The following is a 17381-nucleotide window of genomic DNA, read 5'->3' on the forward strand; positions in this document are numbered from 1 at the left end:
GGGAAATCCCCGGGGCGTCCCGGGTGAGCCCCCTCCCCGAAACGGGGGGCGAGGCTGCACGCTGGGGGGCATGGCAGCAGCTAAGGACGCAGCAGGGACCGGGCCGGCGGCCGGCGCAGGGGCGCGGGACACCGAGGCGGCGCTCCGCGGGGCGGTGCGCGGCGAGGTGGAGTTCGGCGCCGCCGACCGCGCGCTCTTCACCATGGACGCCTCGAACTACCGCCGCGTGCCGCTCGGTATCGTCGCCCCGCGCGACGCCGACGATGTCGCGGCGACCCTCGCCGTGTGCCGCGAGCGCGGCGTGCCCGTGGTGGCGCGCGGCGGCGGCACGTCCATCGCGGGGCAGGCGACGGGCCTCGGCGTCGTCCTGGACTTCACCCGGCACATGAACGCCATCCGCGCGGTCGACCCCGGCTCGCGCACCGCCCTGGTGCAGCCCGGTGTGATCCTCGACGACCTGCGGAACGCAGTCGCGCAGTACGGACTCACCTTCGGCCCGGACCCCTCCACCCACAGCCGCTGCACGCTCGGCGGCATGATCGGCAACAACTCGTGCGGCTCTCACTCCGTCGCCTGGGGCACCACCGCCGACAACGTGCACGAACTCGACGTCCTGACCTACGCGGGCGAACGCGCCGTGCTCGGCCCCGGCGGGGGCGGCGTGCCGGCGAGCCTGCGGAACCCGGTGCGCGCCCTGGTGAACGGCGATCTCTCCCGGCTGCGCACCGGCTTCCCCGAACTGCCGCGCCGCATCTCCGGATACGCCCTGGACGAGTTGCTGCCCGAGAAGGACGAGGACTGGGCGCGCGCCTTCACCGGCAGCGAGGGCACCCTGGGGGTGCTCACCGAGGCGACCGTACGCCTCGTCCCCGCGCCCGCCGCCCGCGCGCTCGCCGTCCTCGCCTACGCCGACGAGTCGGCCGCCGCGGAGGCCGCCGCCGCCCTGCTGCCGCACGGCCCGCTGACCGTGGAGGGCATGGCCAACGACCTGGTCTCCGACGCCGCCCGGGCCTCCCTGCCGCGCGGCGGGGCCTGGCTCTTCGTCGAGACCGGCGGCGCGGACGCCGCCGAGGCGCGGGCCCGCGCCGAGCAGCTGTGCCGGGCCGCGGCCGAGGGCACCACCGACCACAGCGTGGTCGCCGACCCGGCCGGGCAGCGCGCGCTGTGGCGGGTACGCGAGGACGCGTCGGGCACCGCCACCCGCGTACCGGGAGGCGGCGAGGCGTGGCCGGGCTGGGAGGACTGCGCGGTGCCGCCGGAGCGCCTGGGCGCCTACCTCCGCGACTTCCGCAAGCTGCTGCGCGAGTACGACCTGCGCGGCCTGCCGTACGGGCATTTCGGGGACGGCTGCATCCACGTCCGCATCGACTTCGACCTGATCCGCCCAGAGGGCATCCGGCACTTCCGCGCCTTCTCCCACGACCTGGCCGGCATCGTCGTCGCGCACGGCGGGTCGCTGTCCGGCGAGCACGGCGACGGGCAGGCGCGGGCCGAACTGCTCCCGCGCATGTACGGCCCGGAGATGGTGGAGCTGTTCCACCGCTTCAAGGACCTCTGGGACCCCGTGAACGGCCTCAACCCCGGCGTCCTCGCCCGCCCCGACCGCATCGACGACAATCTGCGCTTCGCGTCGCTGCCGCGCCGGGCCGTGGATGTGGAGTTCGGCTACCCGCACGACGACGGCGACTTCTCCGCCGCCGTGCGCCGCTGCGTAGGCGTCGCCAAATGCCGCAACACCACGGCAGGGGCGAACGTGATGTGCCCGTCGTTCCGTGCCACCGGCGAGGAGCAGCACTCGACACGCGGCCGGGCGCGGCTGCTGCACGAGATGCTGGCCGGGGACGTCGTGACGGACGGCTGGCGCTCGCAGGAGGTGCACGACGCGCTCGACCTGTGCCTGTCGTGCAAGGGCTGCCGCAGCGACTGCCCGGTCGGCGTCGACATGGCCACGTACAAGGCGGAGTTCCTGCACCACCACTACGAAGGGCGGCGCCGGCCCATGGCGCACTACTCGATGGGTCGTCTGCCGCAGTGGCTGCGCCTGGTCGACGCCACGCGCGGCGCGCCGCTGCTCAACGCCGGCGCGGCCTTCGGACCGCTGGCTGCGGTCGGGAAGCGGCTGGGCGGGATCGCCCCGGAGCGGGGCATCCCGCGGCTTCCGCACGGGTCGTTCACCCGCTGGTGGCGCAGGCAGAGCCGGCGTGGCATGGCGGAGCAGGGCGGCGGCGAGGGGCAGCGGGTGGTGCTGTGGCCGGACACCTTCACCAACTACCTCTCCCCGGAGGCCGGTTCGGCGGCCGTGCGGGTCCTTCAGGACGCCGGGCTGCGGCTGGCCGTCCCCCCGCAACAGGTGTGCTGCGGTCTGACGTACGTGTCCACGGGCCAGCTCGACCAGGCCCGGAAGGTGATGCGGCGGACCCTGGACCGGATCGAGCCCGCCCTGGACGCCGGCCTGCCGGTCGCGGTGCTGGAGCCGCCCTGCGCGGCGGCGCTGAAGACCGACCTGCCCGAGCTGCTGGGCGACGACCCGCGCGCGAAGCGGCTGGCGTCGGCGGTGCGCACCTTCGCCGAGACCCTGGAGGAGTACGCCCCGGACTGGGACCCGCCGCGCGTGGACCGGCCGGTCGCCGGACAGACCCACTGCCACCAGCACGCCGTGCTGGGCGACGCCGCGGAGCGGCGGCTGCGTGAACGGGCCGGACTCGTCGGCGAGTTGAGCGGCGGCTGCTGCGGCTTGGCCGGCAACTTCGGCTTCGAGGCGGGGCACTACGAAGTGTCCGCGGCCTGCGCGGAGGACCAGCTGCTGCCCTCCGTACGGGCGGCCGTGGCCGCCGACCCGGCGACGGAGGTCCTGGCGGACGGCTACTCCTGCCGCACCCAGCTGGAACAGCTCGACGACGGCCGTCCCAGCCGCCACCTGGCGGAAGTCCTGGCCGAGGCACTGGGGGAGAAGCGGTAGGGCCCTGGTAGGGCCCGGGCGTTCGCGCGGGTGCGCGCCTGCGGGTGCGTGTGCGCGGTGGGGGGATGCGGGAGCCACATAAAAACATGCAAGCATGCTTGATTCTTTCCGGGTCGCCTGCCACGCTGAAGCTCCGGCCCCTTCCTGGAGAGGTGTGTGGTGGCAGGAGCAGCCGATCAGGTGTTCGCGGACCTGCGGGCCGAGGGCGAGGAGCTGGACGCCCTGCTCGCGGACACCTCCGCCGCGCAGTGGTCCGCTCCCACGCCCGCGTCCGGCTGGACGGTCGCCCACCAGATCGCCCACCTGGCCTGGACGGACCGGCGCGCGCTGCTCGCCGTGCGGGACGAGGCCGCGTTCCGGCGGGAGGTGGAGGAGGCGCTCGCCGCGCTGCCGGACGGCGGCTCGCTGACCGACTTCGTCGACGAGGGCGCCGCGCAGGGCGCCGCCGACGCGCCGCACGCCCTGCTGGCGCGCTGGCGCGTGGGGCGTCTGGAGCTGGCTCGCGCACTGGCCGAGGTGCCCGGGTCGCACCGCATCCCGTGGTACGGCCCGCCGATGGGTGCCGCCGGCATGGCCACCGCGCGGCTGATGGAGACCTGGGCGCACGGCGAGGACGTGGCCGCCGCCCTCGGGGTGCGCCGGGAGCCGACCGTGCGCCTGCGGCACGTCGCCTGGCTGGGCGTGCGCACCCGCGACTTCGCGTACGCGGTGCGCGGGCTGGAGCCGCCGGGGGAGCCGTTCCGCGTCGAGCTTAGCTTCCCCGGGCCCGAGGGCGACGAGGCGGCCTGGGCGTACGGCCCGGAGGACGCGGGGCAACGAGTGACCGGTCCGGCGCCGGACTTCTGCCTGCTCGTCACCCAACGCGTCCACCGCGGCGACACCGCCCTTCGCGCCGAAGGCGCGGACGCGGAGCGCTGGCTGGACATCGCCCAGGCGTTCGCCGGGCCGCCCGGAGCAGGACGCAAGGCGACGACCGGAGGTGCACGGTGAACGCACGCAGCCCCCGCCCACGTGATCCTCACGCACGCGATCCCCGCCCACGCGATGCCGAGGTGCTGCGCGTCGGCAACGCCTCCGGCTTCTACGGCGACCGGTTCGACGCGCTGCGCGAGATGCTCACCGGCGGCCCGCTGGACGTCCTGACCGGCGACTATCTGGCCGAACTGACCATGCTCATCCTCGGGCGCGACCGGATGAAGGACCCCTCGCGGGGCTACGCCCGCACCTTTCTGCGGCAGTTGGAGGAAGGGCTCGGGCTGGCCCGTGAGCGGGGTGTCGCCCTGGTCGCCAACGCGGGCGGCCTCAACCCCGCCGGACTGGCCGACGCAGTGCGGGAGTTGGCCGAGCGCGTCGGGGTCCCGGCGCGGGTGGCGCACGTGGAGGGCGACGATCTGCGGGCGCGGGGAGGCTGGGGCGAGGAGGTGCTCACCGCCAACGCCTACCTGGGCGGCGGCGGCATCGCCGCCTGCCTGCGCGCGGGCGCGGACGTCGTGGTGACGGGCCGGGTCACGGACGCGGCGCTGGTCGGCGGCGCGGCGGCCGCCCACTTCGGCTGGGCGGAGGACGACCTGGACGCCCTCGCCGGGGCGGTCGTCGCCGGGCACGTGCTGGAGTGCGGAGCGCAGGCCACCGGCGGCAACTACGCGCTGTTCGCCCGCGAGGGGGTCGACGTGCGCCGACCGGGCTTCCCGCTGGCGGAGATACGGCGCGACGGGTCGTCCGTCGTCACCAAGCACCCCGGCACGGGCGGCGCCGTCACCGTCGGCACGGTCACCGCGCAGCTCCTCTACGAGACCGACCGCCCCCGCTACGCCGGGCCGGACGTCACCGCGCGGCTGGACACCGTACGGCTGGCGCAGGACGGGCCGGACCGGGTGCGGATCGAGGGGGTGCGGGGCGAGGCGCCACCGCCCACGCTGAAGGTCGGGCTGACCCGGCTGGGTGGACACCGCAACGAGGTCGTGTTCGTCCTCACCGGCCTCGACGTGGCGGCGAAGGCGGCACTGGTGCGGGAGCAGATGGAGGCGCACTTCGCCGCCGCACCCGAGGGTCGCCCGCGCGAGGTGCGCTGGACGCTCGCCCGCACGGACCGGGTGGACGCCGACGTGCAGGAGGAGGCAAGCGCGCTGCTGCGCCTCGTCGTCCGCGACCCCGACGAGGCACGGGTCGGGCGTGGGGTGAGCGGCGCCGCCGTCGAGCTGGCGCTGGCGAGCTACCCCGGCTTCCACGTCACCGCACCGCCCGGGAAGGGCGCGCCGTACGGCGTGTTCGAGGCCGCGTACGTGCCGGCGGGCGACGTGCCGCACACCGCGGTGCTGCCGGACGGCCGCCGCGAGGAGGTCCCGGCCCCGCGGCGGACTCTGGAGCCGGCCGAGCTGCCGGAGCCGCCGCTGCCGGAGCCGTACGTGCCCCGCGGGCGGACCCGGCGGGCGCCGCTCGGCGCACTGGTCGGAGCGCGCAGCGGCGACAAGGGCGGCAGCGCGAACGTCGGGGTGTGGGTCCCGGACGGCGAACGGGCGGAGGAGGTGTGGCGCCTCCTGGTGCACGAGCTGACCGCCGACCGGCTGCGCGTCCTGCTCCCCGAGGTCGCGGACCTGCCGGTGACGCGCTACGTGCTGCCGAACCTGCGGGCGATGAACTTCCGCCTCGACGCTGTCCTCGGCGAGGGCGTCGCCGCACAGGCCCGCTTCGATCCGCAGGGCAAGGCGCTGGGGGAGTGGCTGCGCGCCCGGCACGTCGAGATACCGGAGGAGTTGCTGTGACCGCGCTGCGTTCCACGCTGGACGTCACCGGGGCGGACTACGCCGCGAACCGGGAGGCCATGCTGGAGAAGCTGGCCGCGCTGGAGACCGAGCACGCGGGCGCGGTCGCCGGCGGGGGCGAGAAGTACGTCGCACGGCACCGGGAGCGCGGCAAGCTGCTCGCCCGGGAGCGCATCGAGCTGCTGCTCGACCCGGACACCCCGTTCCTGGAGCTGTCGCCGCTGGCCGGCTGGGGCAGCGATTACACCGTGGGCGCCTCGTTGGTAACGGGCATCGGCGTGGTCGAGGGCATCGAGTGTGTGATCATCGCCAACGACCCCACGGTGCGCGGCGGGGCCAGCAATCCGTGGACGCTGCGGAAGGCGCTGCGGGCTCACGAGATCGCGCGCACCAACCGGCTGCCGGTGATCAGCCTGGTGGAGAGCGGCGGCGCGGACCTGCCCAGCCAGAAGGAGATCTTCATCCCCGGCGGCGCGCTGTTCCGCGATCTGACCCGGCTGAGCGAGGCCGGAATCCCCACCGTGGCCGTGGTGTTCGGCAACTCCACCGCCGGCGGCGCGTACGTGCCGGGCATGTCGGACCACGTGATCATGGTCAAGGAGCGCGCGAAGGTCTTCCTCGGCGGTCCGCCGCTGGTGAAGATGGCCACCGGGGAGGAGTCCGGCGACGAGGAGCTGGGCGGCGCCGACATGCACGCCCGCGTCTCCGGACTCGCCGACCACTTCGCCGTCGACGAGCCGGACGCGCTGCGTCAGGCGCGCCGCGTCGTCGCCCGGCTCCACCACCGCAAGGCGCAGCCCGACCCGCCGCCGGACGCCGTACGGCCGCCCCGGTACGACGCGGACGAACTGCTCGGCGTGGTGCCCGGCGACCTGAAAGTGCCGTTCGACCCGCGGGAGGTGATCGCCCGCCTCGTCGACGGCTCCGACTTCGACGCGTTCAAACCGCTGTACGGGACGAGCCTGACGACCGGCTGGGCCCGGCTGCACGGCCATCCGGTCGGCATCCTCGCGAACGCGCGCGGCGTGCTCTTCAGTGAGGAGTCGCAGAAGGCCACCCAGTTCATCCAGCTCGCCAACCAGCGGGACGTGCCGCTGGTCTTCCTGCACAACACCACCGGCTACATGGTGGGCCGGGAGTACGAGCAGGGCGGCATCATCAAGCACGGCGCGATGATGATCAACGCGGTCTCCAACTCGAAGGTGCCGCACCTGTCGGTGCTGATGGGCGCCAGCTACGGCGCCGGCCACTACGGCATGTGCGGCCGGGCGTACGAGCCGCGCTTCCTCTTCGCCTGGCCCAGCGCCAAGTCCGCGGTGATGGGGCCGCAGCAGCTCGCCGGGGTGCTGTCCATCGTGATGCGCGAGTCCGCGGCGGCGAAGGGCAAGCCGTACGACGAGGAGAACGACGCGGCGCTGCGCGCCATGGTGGAGGAGCAGATCGAGTCTGAGTCGCTGCCGATGTTCCTCTCCGGGCGGCTCTACGACGACGGCGTCATCGACCCCCGCGACACGCGGACGGTCCTCGGCCTGTGCCTGTCGGCCGTGCACAACGCCCCGGTGGCGGGCGCGCGCGGCGGCTTCGGCGTCTTCCGGATGTGAGGCGGGATGACTGCAGAGATCACCAGTGTGCTGGTCGCCAACCGGGGTGAGATCGCCCGGCGGGTCTTCCGCACCTGCCGGGAACGGGGCCTGGCCACCGTCGCCGTGTACGGGGACCCGGATGCCGACGCGCCCCACGTACGGGAGGCCGACGCCGCCGTACGGCTGCCGGGCGACGCGCCCGCCGACACCTACCTGCGCGGCGACCTGTTGGTGAAGGCGGCGCTGGCCGCGGGCGCGGACGCCGTCCACCCGGGGTACGGATTCCTCTCCGAGAACGCCTGCTTCGCGCGGGCCGTGCGGGACGCCGGGCTGGTGTGGATCGGGCCGCCCCCGGAGGCGATCGAGGCGATGGCCTCCAAGACGCGGGCCAAGCGGGTCATGGCGGAGGCCGGGGTGCCGCTGCTGGCAGCGCTGCGCGCGGAGGACGCGACGCCGGAGGACCTTCCGCTGCTGGTCAAGGCCGCGGCGGGCGGCGGCGGACGCGGGATGCGGGTGGTGCGCGAACTCGGCGCCCTGGACGGCGAGATCCGCGCCGCCTCGGCGGAGGCGGCGTCCGCCTTCGGCGACGGCGAGGTGTTCGTCGAGCCGTACGTCGAGCGCGGCCGGCACGTCGAGGTGCAGGTGCTCGCGGACGCGCACGGCCGTGTGTGGGTGCTCGGCACGCGGGACTGCTCCCTCCAGCGCCGGCACCAGAAGGTGATCGAGGAGGCGCCGGCGCCCGGGCTGAGCGAGGAGACCCGGGACGCCCTGCACCGCGCCGCCGAGGCCGCGGCGCGTGCGGTGGCCTACGAGGGCGCGGGGACCGTGGAGTTCCTCGTGGCGGACGACGGGCGGGCGTACTTCCTGGAGATGAACACCCGCCTCCAGGTCGAGCACCCCGTCACCGAGTGCGTGTACGGGCTGGACCTGGTGGCGCTGCAACTCCACGTCGCGGAGGGCGCCCCGCTGCCGGAGGGGGGTCCGCCGGTGCCGCGCGGACACGCCGTCGAGGTGCGCCTGTACGCGGAGGACCCGGCGCGCGGCTGGCAGCCGCAGACCGGGCGGCTGCACCGCCTCCACGTGCCGGGCGCGCTGCCGTTCGGCGGCCGGGGCCGCGACGGCGAGGGGCGTGACGGCGAGGGCACGGGCGGACCCTCCGCCGGCAGCGGCGCCGGGCTGCGGCTGGACGCGGGCTTCGGCGACGGCGACCCGGTCACCGTCCACTACGACCCGATGCTCGCGAAGGCCGTCGCCTGGGCGCCGACCCGGCGGGAGGCCGTACGGCGTCTGGCGGGCGCGCTGGAGCGGGCGCGCGTGCACGGGCCGGTGACCAACCGCGACCTGCTCGTCCGCTCGCTGCGGCACCCGGACTTCGCTGCCGGCCGCGTGGACACCGGCTTCTACGACCGGCACCTCCCGGACCTGGTCGCCGCCGGGGACGACCCCCGCGCGGCACGGCTCGCCGCACTGGCCGCCGCACTGGCCGACGCGGCCGCGCGGACCGTCGCGCCCGGCGCCGGAACGGCGGCGCGGATGGGCGGCTGGCGCAACGTGCCCTCCCGGCCGCACCGGAAGGCGTACCGCGCCTTTCCCGCGCCGGGAGGCGGCGACGGTGACGGCGGCGATCCGGACGGCGGTGACCTGGAGATCCGCTACCACTGGTCGGGCGGCCGGCCGGCCCCGCCGGCCGAGGACTTCCCCGGGGTACGGGTGACCCGGCCGCCCACCCCGGAGTGCGTCGTACTCGAAGCCGACGGCGTGGAGCGGGCGTTCGACGTCGCGCGGTACGACGACGGCCAGGTCTGCGTCGACGCGTCCCCGGGGGCCTGGACGTTCACCACCCGGCCGGCGTTCCCCGACCCCGAGGACCGTACGGAGCCGGGCTCGCTCCTCGCCGAGACGCCGGGCACGGTGGTGCGGCTGGCCGAGGGGGTCGAGGTGGGCGCCGAAGTGGCCGCCGGGCAGGCGCTGTTGTGGCTGGAAGCGATGAAGATGGAGCACCGCGTCGCCGCTCCCGCCGCCGGCATCCTCCTCTCCCTCCCCGTCGCCCCCGGCGACCAGGTCCAGCCCGGCACCACTCTCGCCGTCGTCACCCCACCGGAAACCGCGCAGTGAGCCACTCCGAGGAGAGGACCCGCTCATGACCACGCAACATGCCGTCGCAGGCGGCCTGCTGGAGACCGAGGAGCAGCGCGCCCTGCGCGACGCCGTCGCCGCGCTCGGCAGGCGGTACGGGCGCCCGTACTTCGAGGAGGCGCTCCGCGCCGGCCGGCACACGCACGAGCTGTGGCAGGAGGCCGGCAAGCTCGGCTACCTCTCCGTCAGCCTCCCCGAGGCGTACGGCGGCGGGGGCCAGGGCATCACGGAGCTGGCCGTCGTCCTGGAGGAACTGGGCGCGGCGGGCTCGCCGCTGCTGATGCTGATCGTCACCCCGGCCATCACCGGCACGGTGATAGCCCGCTTCGGCACGGACGCGCAGAAGCGCGCCTGGCTGCCCGGTCTCGGTGACGGCACGCGGAAGATGGCGTTCGGCATCACCGAGCCGGACGCCGGCTCCAACGCGCACCGCATCACCACCACCGCCCGCCGGGACGGGACGGACTGGGTGCTCAACGGCCGCAAGGTGTTCGTCTCCGGGGTCGACATCAGTGACGCCACGCTCATCGTCAGCCGCACCGAGGACGCCCGCACCGGCAGGCTCAAGCCCTGCCTGTTCGTCGTGCCGCGCGACACCCCGGGCTTCTCCCGCCACCTCATCGACATGGAACTCGCGGCGCCGGAGAAGCAGTTCGAGCTGGTGCTGGACGATGTGCGGCTGCCCGGCGACGCGCTGGTCGGCGACGAGGACGCGGGCCTCCTCCAGCTCTTCGCCGGGCTCAACCCGGAGCGCATCATGACGGCCGCGTTCGCGCTCGGCATGGCCCGTTTCGCGCTCGACCGGGCGCTGGACTACGCGCGCACCCGCCAGGTGTGGAAGGAACCGATCGGAGCCCACCAGGCCATCGCCCACCCGCTCGCGCAGGCGCACATCGAGATCGAGCTGGCCCGCCTGATGATGCGGAAGGCGGCCGTCCTCTACGACGCCGGGGACGACACGGGCGCGGGCGAGGCGGCCAACATGGCGAAGTACGCGGCCGCCGAGGCGTGCGTGAAGGCCGTCGACCAGGCCGTGCACACCCTCGGCGGCAACGGCCTCACCCGCGAGTACGGCCTCGCCTCCCTGGTGACGGCCGCCCGGGTGTCCCGGATCGCCCCGGTGAGCCGGGAGATGATCCTCAACTACGTCTCGCACCAGAGTCTCGGCCTGCCCAAGTCCTACTGACCCCGTCCGCCGCGCCGATCCCCCCGAGCCCGTCCGCCGCGTTCCCCCGGAGAGGACACCGTGAACGCCACCCCGAACCCGGACGAACCCCTCGTCCGCACCACGCGCACCGGCGGCATCGCCACCCTCACCCTCGACTCGCCGCACAACCGCAACGCGCTGTCCCGGCGCCTGGTCGCCGAGCTGTACGAGGCGCTGGCCGCCGCGGAGGACGACGACGCGGTCCGCGCCGTCGTCCTCACGCACACCGGCGGTACGTTCTGCGCGGGTGCCGACCTCGCCGAGGCGGGCCGTGCGGAGGGGCCGACGGACGCCCCGCTGAGCCTGGCCCGGCTGCTGCGGACCCTCGTCGCGTTCCCCAAGCCGGTCGTCGCCCGGGTCGCGGGCCACGTCCGCGCCGGCGGCACGGGCCTGGTCGCCGCCTGCGACATCGCCGTGGCGGGGCCGGGCGCGAGCTTCGCCTTCACCGAGGCGCGGCTCGGCCTGGCCCCGGCCGTCATCTCCCTGCCCCTGCTGCCGCGTGTCGACCCACGCGCCGTGGGGCGGTACTTCCTCACCGGCGAACGCTTCGACGCGCCCGAAGCCGCGCGCATCGGGCTGGTGACGGCCGCCGCGCAGGACGTGGACAAGGCGCTGGAACCCGTACTGGACGGGCTGCGCCGCGGCTCCCCCCAAGGGCTCGCGGAGTCGAAACGGCTGGCCACGGCCGAGGTGCTGCGGGCCTTCGACCGCGACACCGATAGCCTCGCAGAACTCTCCGCGCGGCTCTTCGCCTCCGACGAGGCGCGGGAGGGCATGACGGCCTTCCTCGAACGACGGGACCCGGGATGGGTGCACTGACCGACGGCCCCAAGCAGGACCGCAGCCGCGTCACGCGCCGCCGGCTGCTGGAGTCCGCCGTGACCTGCCTCGCCGAGCACGGCTGGTCGGGCAGCACGGTCACGGTCGTCGCCGAGCACGCCGGCGTCTCGCGCGGCGCCGCGCAGCACCATTTCCCCACCCGCGAGGACCTGTTCACCGCCGCCGTCGAGTACGTCGCGGAGGAACGCTCGGCGATCCTGCGGGACCTTCCGTCCCCGGCCACCACGCGGGCGGCCGTGGAGACGGTCGTCGGTCTCTACACCGGGCCGCTGTTCCGGGCCGCCCTGCAGCTGTGGGTCGCGGCCTCGAACGAGCCGCAGCTCGGCCCCAGGGTCACCGCGCTGGAGGCACGGATCGGGCGGGAGACGCACCGCATGGCGGTGCAGCTGCTCGGCGCGGACGAGAACGTGCCGGGCGTACGGGAGACGGTGCAGGGGCTGCTCGACATGGCGCGCGGGCTGGGCCTCGCGAACCTGCTCACCGACGACAGCGCCCGCCGCGCCCGTGTCGTCGCCCAATGGGCCGCCCTGCTCGACACCGCGCTGTCCCGCCCGGTGAGTTGACCGTCCGTCCGGAGCCCCGCCCGGACGGACGGGCCGTGCTCCGGACGGGGCGGCGGTCAGTGTGCGGCGGCGCCGTATCCCGGCACGTCGCGCGGGCTGCGGGCCTCGGGCCCGACGTACCGCGCCGACGGCCGCACCAGGCGGCCCGTCCGCTTCTGCTCCAGGACGTGCGCCGACCAGCCGGCCGTCCGGGCGCAGGTGAACATGGAGGTGAACATGTGTGCCGGCACCTCCGCGAAGTCCAGGACGATCGCCGCCCAGAACTCCACGTTGGTCTCCAGCACCCGGTCCGGGCGCCGGGCGCGCAGCTCCGCGAGGGCGGCCCTCTCCAGCGCCTCCGCGACCTCGAAGCGGGGTGCGGCCAGCTCCTTCGCCGTGCGGCGCAGCACCCGCGCCCGCGGGTCCTCCGCGCGGTAGACGCGGTGGCCGAAGCCCATCAGCCGCTCGCCGCGGTCCAGCTGCCGCTTCACGTACGCCGTGGCGTCGCCCTCGCGCTCGATCTCCTCGATCATGCCCAGCACACGGGACGGCGCACCGCCGTGCAGCGGCCCGGACATGGCGCCGACGGCGCCCGAGAGCGAGGCCGCGACGTCCGCGCCGGTGGAGGCGATGACGCGCGCCGTGAACGTGGAGGCGTTCATGCCGTGCTCCGCCGCCGACGTCCAGTAGGCGTCGACCGCGGCCACGTGCTTCGGGTCCGGCTCGCCGCGCCAGCGCTTCATGAAGCGCTCGACGACGGTGTCGGCCTTGTCGATCTCCTTCTGCGGCACCATCGGCAGGCCCTGTCCGCGAGCGGACTGGGCCACGTAGGAGAGGGCCATGACGGCCGCGCGGGCCAGGTCGTCGCGGGCCTGCCGCTCGTCGATGTCGAGCAGCGGCCTCAGGCCCCACACGGGGGCGAGCATGGCGAGCGCCGACTGCACGTCGACCCGGATGTCCCCCGAGTGCACCGGGATGGGGAACGGCTCGGCGGGCGGCAGGCCGGGGCTGAAGTCCCCGTCCACCAGCAGTCCCCACACGTTGCCGAAGGAGACGTGGCCGACCAGGTCCTCGATGTCCACGCCTCGGTAGCGGAGGGCTCCGCCTTCCTTGTCGGGTTCGGCGATCTCCGTCTCGAACGCGACGACTCCCTCGAGTCCGGGTACGAAGTCGGACATCAGGCGGCTCCTCGTGGTCGTGCCGGCGGGTGTGGCCGGCAGGTCGACGGCGACTGGTGACCAGGTGGGTGGTGCCGGCGGACCGGGAGTCCGCGCGTGCCGGACGTGCCGCGTCGGTACGCGAGCCCTGTCGGACCGCGTACCTCGTGCGCGCCGTACGGACCGCGGTCCCTGCCGTTGGCCCGGTCGGGTGCTGTCCCGTGCGGCTGGAGGTCACCCAGCTCTGCCGGACGGCACACGATAGCCCCGTCTGTCGAAAGGCCACAGTGTCCCGCGGAGCGATTTTGAGGGACCCGACAGCTATGAGGGAAGGGTGAGAAGCGGCACACTGCTCGATCATCGATCACAGGTGTATCCGCGGCAACGCGAGGGAACACGCGCCGCCCCGGCCCCTGATGCTGCGTGCCCGGTCCGGCGACTAGAACCGCATCTCCGCCGCGTACGGACCGGTGGGCGGGCCGTCCCGGCCGGGGAGGCGATGGGCCAAGATGGGGGGCGTGCCACACGTCGACGACGCTTCCGCCCAGGCCCGGGCCCACGCCGGGCGCCCCACGCTCGACCCGGCCGCGATGCGCGCCCTGTACCGGGCGGAAGGACTCAGCGAGGACGATCTCGCGGCGGATCCGTACGAGCAGTTCGCACTCTGGTTCGGGCAGGCGGCGGAGAGCGGGCTGCACGAGCCGAACGCGATGGTCGTCTCCACCGCCGACGCGGACGGCCGCCCCAGCTCGCGCACGGTGCTGCTGAAGCGGTACGACGCCCGCGGCTTCGTCTTCTTCACCCACCACGGGTCCCGCAAGGGCCGGGAGATCGCGGAGAACCCGCACGTGTCGCTGCTCTTCCCGTGGCACGGGATCGCCCGTCAGGTGATCGTCGGCGGCACAGCGCAGCGCATCGGCCGCGACGAGACGGCCGCCTACTTCCGCACCCGGCCCCACGGCTCGCAGCTGGGGGCCTGGGCCAGTGAGCAGTCCTCGCGCGTCGCCTCGCGAGCCGAGCTGGACCGGACGTACGCCGAGCTGGCCGCCCGCTACCCGGAGGGCGAGGACGTGCCGGCGCCGCCGCAGTGGGGCGGCTACCGCGTCGCCGCGGAGACCGTGGAATTCTGGCAGGGCCGGGAGAACCGCCTGCACGACCGGCTGCGGTACGTGCGCACCGAAGCGGGCTGGGCCGTGGAGCGCCTCTGCCCGTAGCCGTAGGGCGGGCGATCCGCTCGGGCGGCCCCGGGGGTGTCCGGGGGTGTCCGGATGTGTCCGGATGTCTCCGGGCGTCTCCGGGCAAGGGAACGGCCCGCGGGCGACTCCCTCCGCCGCTAGGGCGAAAGGGCGTCGGTCGGACGAGTCCGACGAGCCCGCGGGCCGGGTGACTGCTCGGGATTGGCCGGCGGTGCCGGCGTCACGCTGTGACGTACGGCCCCTAGGCCGCAGCCACCTCACGCGTCCGGATCTCACTCACTACCGAACCACCTCCCTTCTCGTGTGCCCCACACGGTAGGAGGCCGTTCCCGGTACGGGCAAGCCGTTTTTCCCGGCGGCGACGAGTTTCGGGGCGGCAACGATTTACGCGGAGGCGGTGTGCCCCCGGTCACGTTTCGAGTTGAATGATCGGTGCGTGCCGCAGGTCGCGCAGCGCAGGCAGCGTCCAGCTTGGGGGTGCCAGGTGACTGCTCAGTCAGAGACCCACTCCGACCACTCCGCCGCAGGTGGCGGAGGGAGTGGCGCCGTGGGGAAGAGCCGCGCCGAGCACGTCGGCGCCGATCCCGGCGATGCCGCGGGCGGGGGCGGCACCGCCGGCTCCCCGGACGACGAGCTGCTGCTTGCCGCGCTCCTCGACGGCATGGACGCCGCGCTCTGCGCCTTCGACTCGGACGGCGTCGTCACCCACTGGAACCGCGAGGCCGAACGCATCCTCGGCTGGACCGCCGAGGAGGCCGTCGGCCGCCGCGGGCTGGCCGGCTGGGCCGTCCGCAGCGCCGACGCCGCCCACGTCGAGCCCCGGCTGCTGGGCGCCATGGACACCCCCGGACGCCAGGTCCACGAGTTCGCCCTCGTCACCAAGGACGGCGGGCGCGTGCTGGTGCGCACGCAGTCCTCCGGCGTTGCCGGTGCCGACGGCAGACCAACCGGCGTCTACTGCGCCTTCAGCGAGGTGCACGCCCAGATCGACCTGGAGCGGTCCATCGCGCTGAGCGAGGCGCTCTTCGAGGACGCCGCCTGGGGCGTCGTCCTGGTCGACGCCGACCTGCGGCCCGCCGTCGTCAACACGCACGCCGCGCGGGCCCTGCGCCTGACCTCCCGCACCGCCGTTCTCGGACGGCCGCTCGGCGAACTCCTCGACCACGGCCTGGACGAACTGGAGGGCGCACTGCAACACGTCCTCGCACAGGGTGCGCCGCCCGCCCCGACCGAGATCTGGGTGTCGCTGCGGCGCGGGACCGACCGCGGCGAGGGGGACGGCGAGACCGGCACCAAGGCACCCGCTGCGGGAGCATCCGGCGACGGACGCCGGGGTCGCTGCTGGCGCAGCGGCTTCCTCCGCCTCGCCTCTCCGCTCGCGGAGGAGCCCGTCCCGCTCGGCGTGGCCTGGCTGTTCCGCGACGTGACCGACGAGAAGCGGGCGGCGCAGGACGTCTCCCGGCTCCGCTTCCGGGACAACCAGCTGCACCGCGCGGCGCGGGCCGCCGCAGAGTGCGAGAACCCGATGGAGGCGGCCGCCGTCCACCTCGACTTCTCCCTCGCGGGCTTCGCCGACCACGCGCTGCTGGATCTGCTCCCGGTGGGCCGCCCGGCGTCCGCGGAGGGCGACGGCGGGGACGGCGGCGCGCCGGTGCCACTGGTGCGGGCGGCGGCCACCCCGGCCTCGTCCCACGGGCACGGCCCCGTCGTGGAGGCGGGGCTGGCCAGTGGCATCCCCGTCGGCTACGGGCCCACCCACCCGGCGGTCCAGGCCTACGACCGCGGCACGACCGTGCGCACCAGCGTCGGCGGCGCGGCCGTGCCCGGCTGGGCGCAGGGGCGCAAATGGCCCGACGGCACGGTGCACGGCCTCTGCGCGGTGCTCCGCAGCCGCGGCCGCACGCTGGGGGTCGTCACCTTCCTGCGCGGCTCCAGCCGCCGGGGCTTCGACCGCGCGGACGCCTCCTACGCCGAGGACATCGCCGTCCGCCTCGCCTCCGCGGTCGACCTCGCCCGCACCACCCGCGGCTGACCGCGGCCGGGCGCCGGAGGCTCGCCGCCGAGGGCACTCGGACGCGCTCCGCCCTTTCCGCCGCGCGCCGTCCGGGTCCCCGGCAGCGGTCGGCGGTGCGGCGAGGTTCAGCCTCCATGTGCGCCGTGCGCGACGGCGCGGTGCACCGGCGCGGTGCTCAGGAGTGGAAGATGCGGTCGCCGTATTCGGCGAGCACGCGGGCGTTCCACTCGTGCCCGCCGTCGACGTTGCCGGACCGCAGGAGCGGCGGCTCGATGCCGCGCGCCGCCAGCGACCGTGCCGCCGTCGCCACGACGGCCTGCATCAGCGCGCTGGTCACCACCGTCGACGCGGGCGCGAACGGTGCGGGCACCCCCGGCGCGGTGAGCGTCGCGTCGCCGACCGGCACCCGGCTGTCGACGACCACGTCGCAGTGGTCCTTGAGGAAGGTGCCGGACGCGTGGCGCGACGTCGTCCGCGTCGCGTACTCCACGGAGGTCACCCCGACGACCCGCACGCCGCGGGCCCGCGCGTCCCGCGCCATCTCCACCGGCAGCGCGTTGCGCCCGCTGAGGGAGACCACGATCAGCGTGTCCCCCTCCCGCAGCGGCGAGGCGTCGAGGACCGTGCCGGCCAGCCCGGACACGCGTTCCAGCGCGCTGCCGAGCGTCGCGGGGTGCACGTCGACGCCGACGACCCCGGGGACGGCCAGGAGGTTCACGACCGCGAGCCCGCCCGCCCGGTAGACCACGTCCTGTGCGGCCAGCGACGAGTGGCCGGCGCCGAAGGCGAAGAGTCGTCCGCCCCCCGCGACGGTGTCCGCCAGCAGTTCGCCCGCCGCCGCGACGTTCCCCGCCTCGGTCTCCGCCACCTCGCGCAGCAGTCCGATCGCCGCCGCGAAGAAATCCGCGGTCGCCGTACCCTCGCCCGTCCCCACAGCCCGCTCCGTCCTCGAGTGCCGCCCGTCCCGGCGGGAAGATCACGGTGA

General features: G+C 75.0%; 12 protein-coding genes. 10 read left to right on the top strand and 2 right to left on the bottom strand.

Annotated elements, in window-relative coordinates:
* Positions 1-70 precede the first annotated feature (70 nt).
* From E4198_RS15180 to E4198_RS15215, 8 genes are all read left to right on the top strand, one after another.
* Complete coding sequence (locus E4198_RS15180) at positions 71-2959, top strand: FAD-binding and (Fe-S)-binding domain-containing protein (protein WP_136183618.1); 2889 nt, start codon at positions 71-73, stop codon at positions 2957-2959.
* 159 nt (positions 2960-3118) lie between these two features.
* Positions 3119-3949: a TIGR03084 family metal-binding protein gene (locus E4198_RS15185; RefSeq protein ID WP_136183619.1), complete on the top strand. Its 831-nt coding sequence runs from the start codon at positions 3119-3121 to the stop codon at positions 3947-3949.
* Between the two features lie 62 nt (positions 3950-4011).
* Entirely contained in the window at positions 4012-5721 is a 1710-nt protein-coding gene (locus E4198_RS15190; RefSeq protein WP_136183620.1) for an acyclic terpene utilization AtuA family protein, read from the top strand.
* Positions 5718-7322: a carboxyl transferase domain-containing protein gene (locus E4198_RS15195; protein WP_136183621.1), complete on the top strand. Its 1605-nt coding sequence runs from the start codon at positions 5718-5720 to the stop codon at positions 7320-7322. Before E4198_RS15190 ends, E4198_RS15195 begins: the two co-directional genes overlap by 4 nt.
* Before the next feature lie 6 nt (positions 7323-7328).
* A complete protein-coding gene (locus tag E4198_RS15200) occupies positions 7329-9419 on the top strand; it encodes a biotin carboxylase N-terminal domain-containing protein (RefSeq protein ID WP_136183622.1) in 2091 nt (696 codons plus the stop codon).
* Positions 9420-9444: 25 nt separating this feature from the next.
* Entirely contained in the window at positions 9445-10626 is a 1182-nt protein-coding gene (locus E4198_RS15205) for an acyl-CoA dehydrogenase family protein (protein ID WP_136183623.1), read from the top strand.
* Positions 10627-10686: 60 nt separating this feature from the next.
* Complete coding sequence (locus E4198_RS15210) at positions 10687-11466, top strand: enoyl-CoA hydratase family protein (RefSeq protein ID WP_136183624.1); 780 nt, start codon at positions 10687-10689, stop codon at positions 11464-11466.
* Complete coding sequence (locus tag E4198_RS15215) at positions 11454-12050, top strand: TetR/AcrR family transcriptional regulator (RefSeq protein ID WP_136183625.1); 597 nt, start codon at positions 11454-11456, stop codon at positions 12048-12050. Before E4198_RS15210 ends, E4198_RS15215 begins: the two co-directional genes overlap by 13 nt.
* A 56-nt stretch (positions 12051-12106) precedes the next feature.
* Here the strand turns inward: E4198_RS15215 and E4198_RS15220 are convergent, their stop codons facing one another.
* The gene (locus E4198_RS15220; RefSeq protein ID WP_136183626.1) at positions 12107-13207 is read right to left on the bottom strand and encodes a citrate synthase 2; all 1101 of its coding nucleotides are present in this window, start codon (positions 13205-13207) and stop codon (positions 12107-12109) included.
* Positions 13208-13776: 569 nt separating this feature from the next.
* Here E4198_RS15220 and pdxH point away from each other — a divergent pair.
* Together pdxH and E4198_RS15230 are read left to right on the top strand one after the other, a co-directional pair.
* Positions 13777-14400 carry a pyridoxamine 5'-phosphate oxidase gene (gene pdxH / locus E4198_RS15225; RefSeq protein WP_136185404.1) on the top strand — a complete coding sequence of 208 codons (624 nt, stop codon included), beginning with the start codon at positions 13777-13779 and terminating at the stop codon, positions 14398-14400.
* Between the two features lie 529 nt (positions 14401-14929).
* Positions 14930-16414 (top strand): PAS domain-containing protein, encoded by a 1485-nt coding sequence (locus E4198_RS15230; protein WP_247597697.1) that lies wholly within the window; start codon positions 14930-14932, stop codon positions 16412-16414.
* Positions 16415-16571: 157 nt separating this feature from the next.
* On the opposite strand, the gene E4198_RS15235 is transcribed toward E4198_RS15230, so the two are convergent.
* Positions 16572-17330: an SIS domain-containing protein gene (locus E4198_RS15235; protein WP_136183628.1), complete on the bottom strand. Its 759-nt coding sequence runs from the start codon at positions 17328-17330 to the stop codon at positions 16572-16574.
* Between the last annotated feature and the right edge of the window lie 51 nt (positions 17331-17381).

The organism is Streptomyces sp. RKND-216 (genome assembly GCF_004795255.1).
Classification (GTDB): Bacteria; Actinomycetota; Actinomycetes; order Streptomycetales; family Streptomycetaceae; genus Streptomyces; species Streptomyces hazeniae.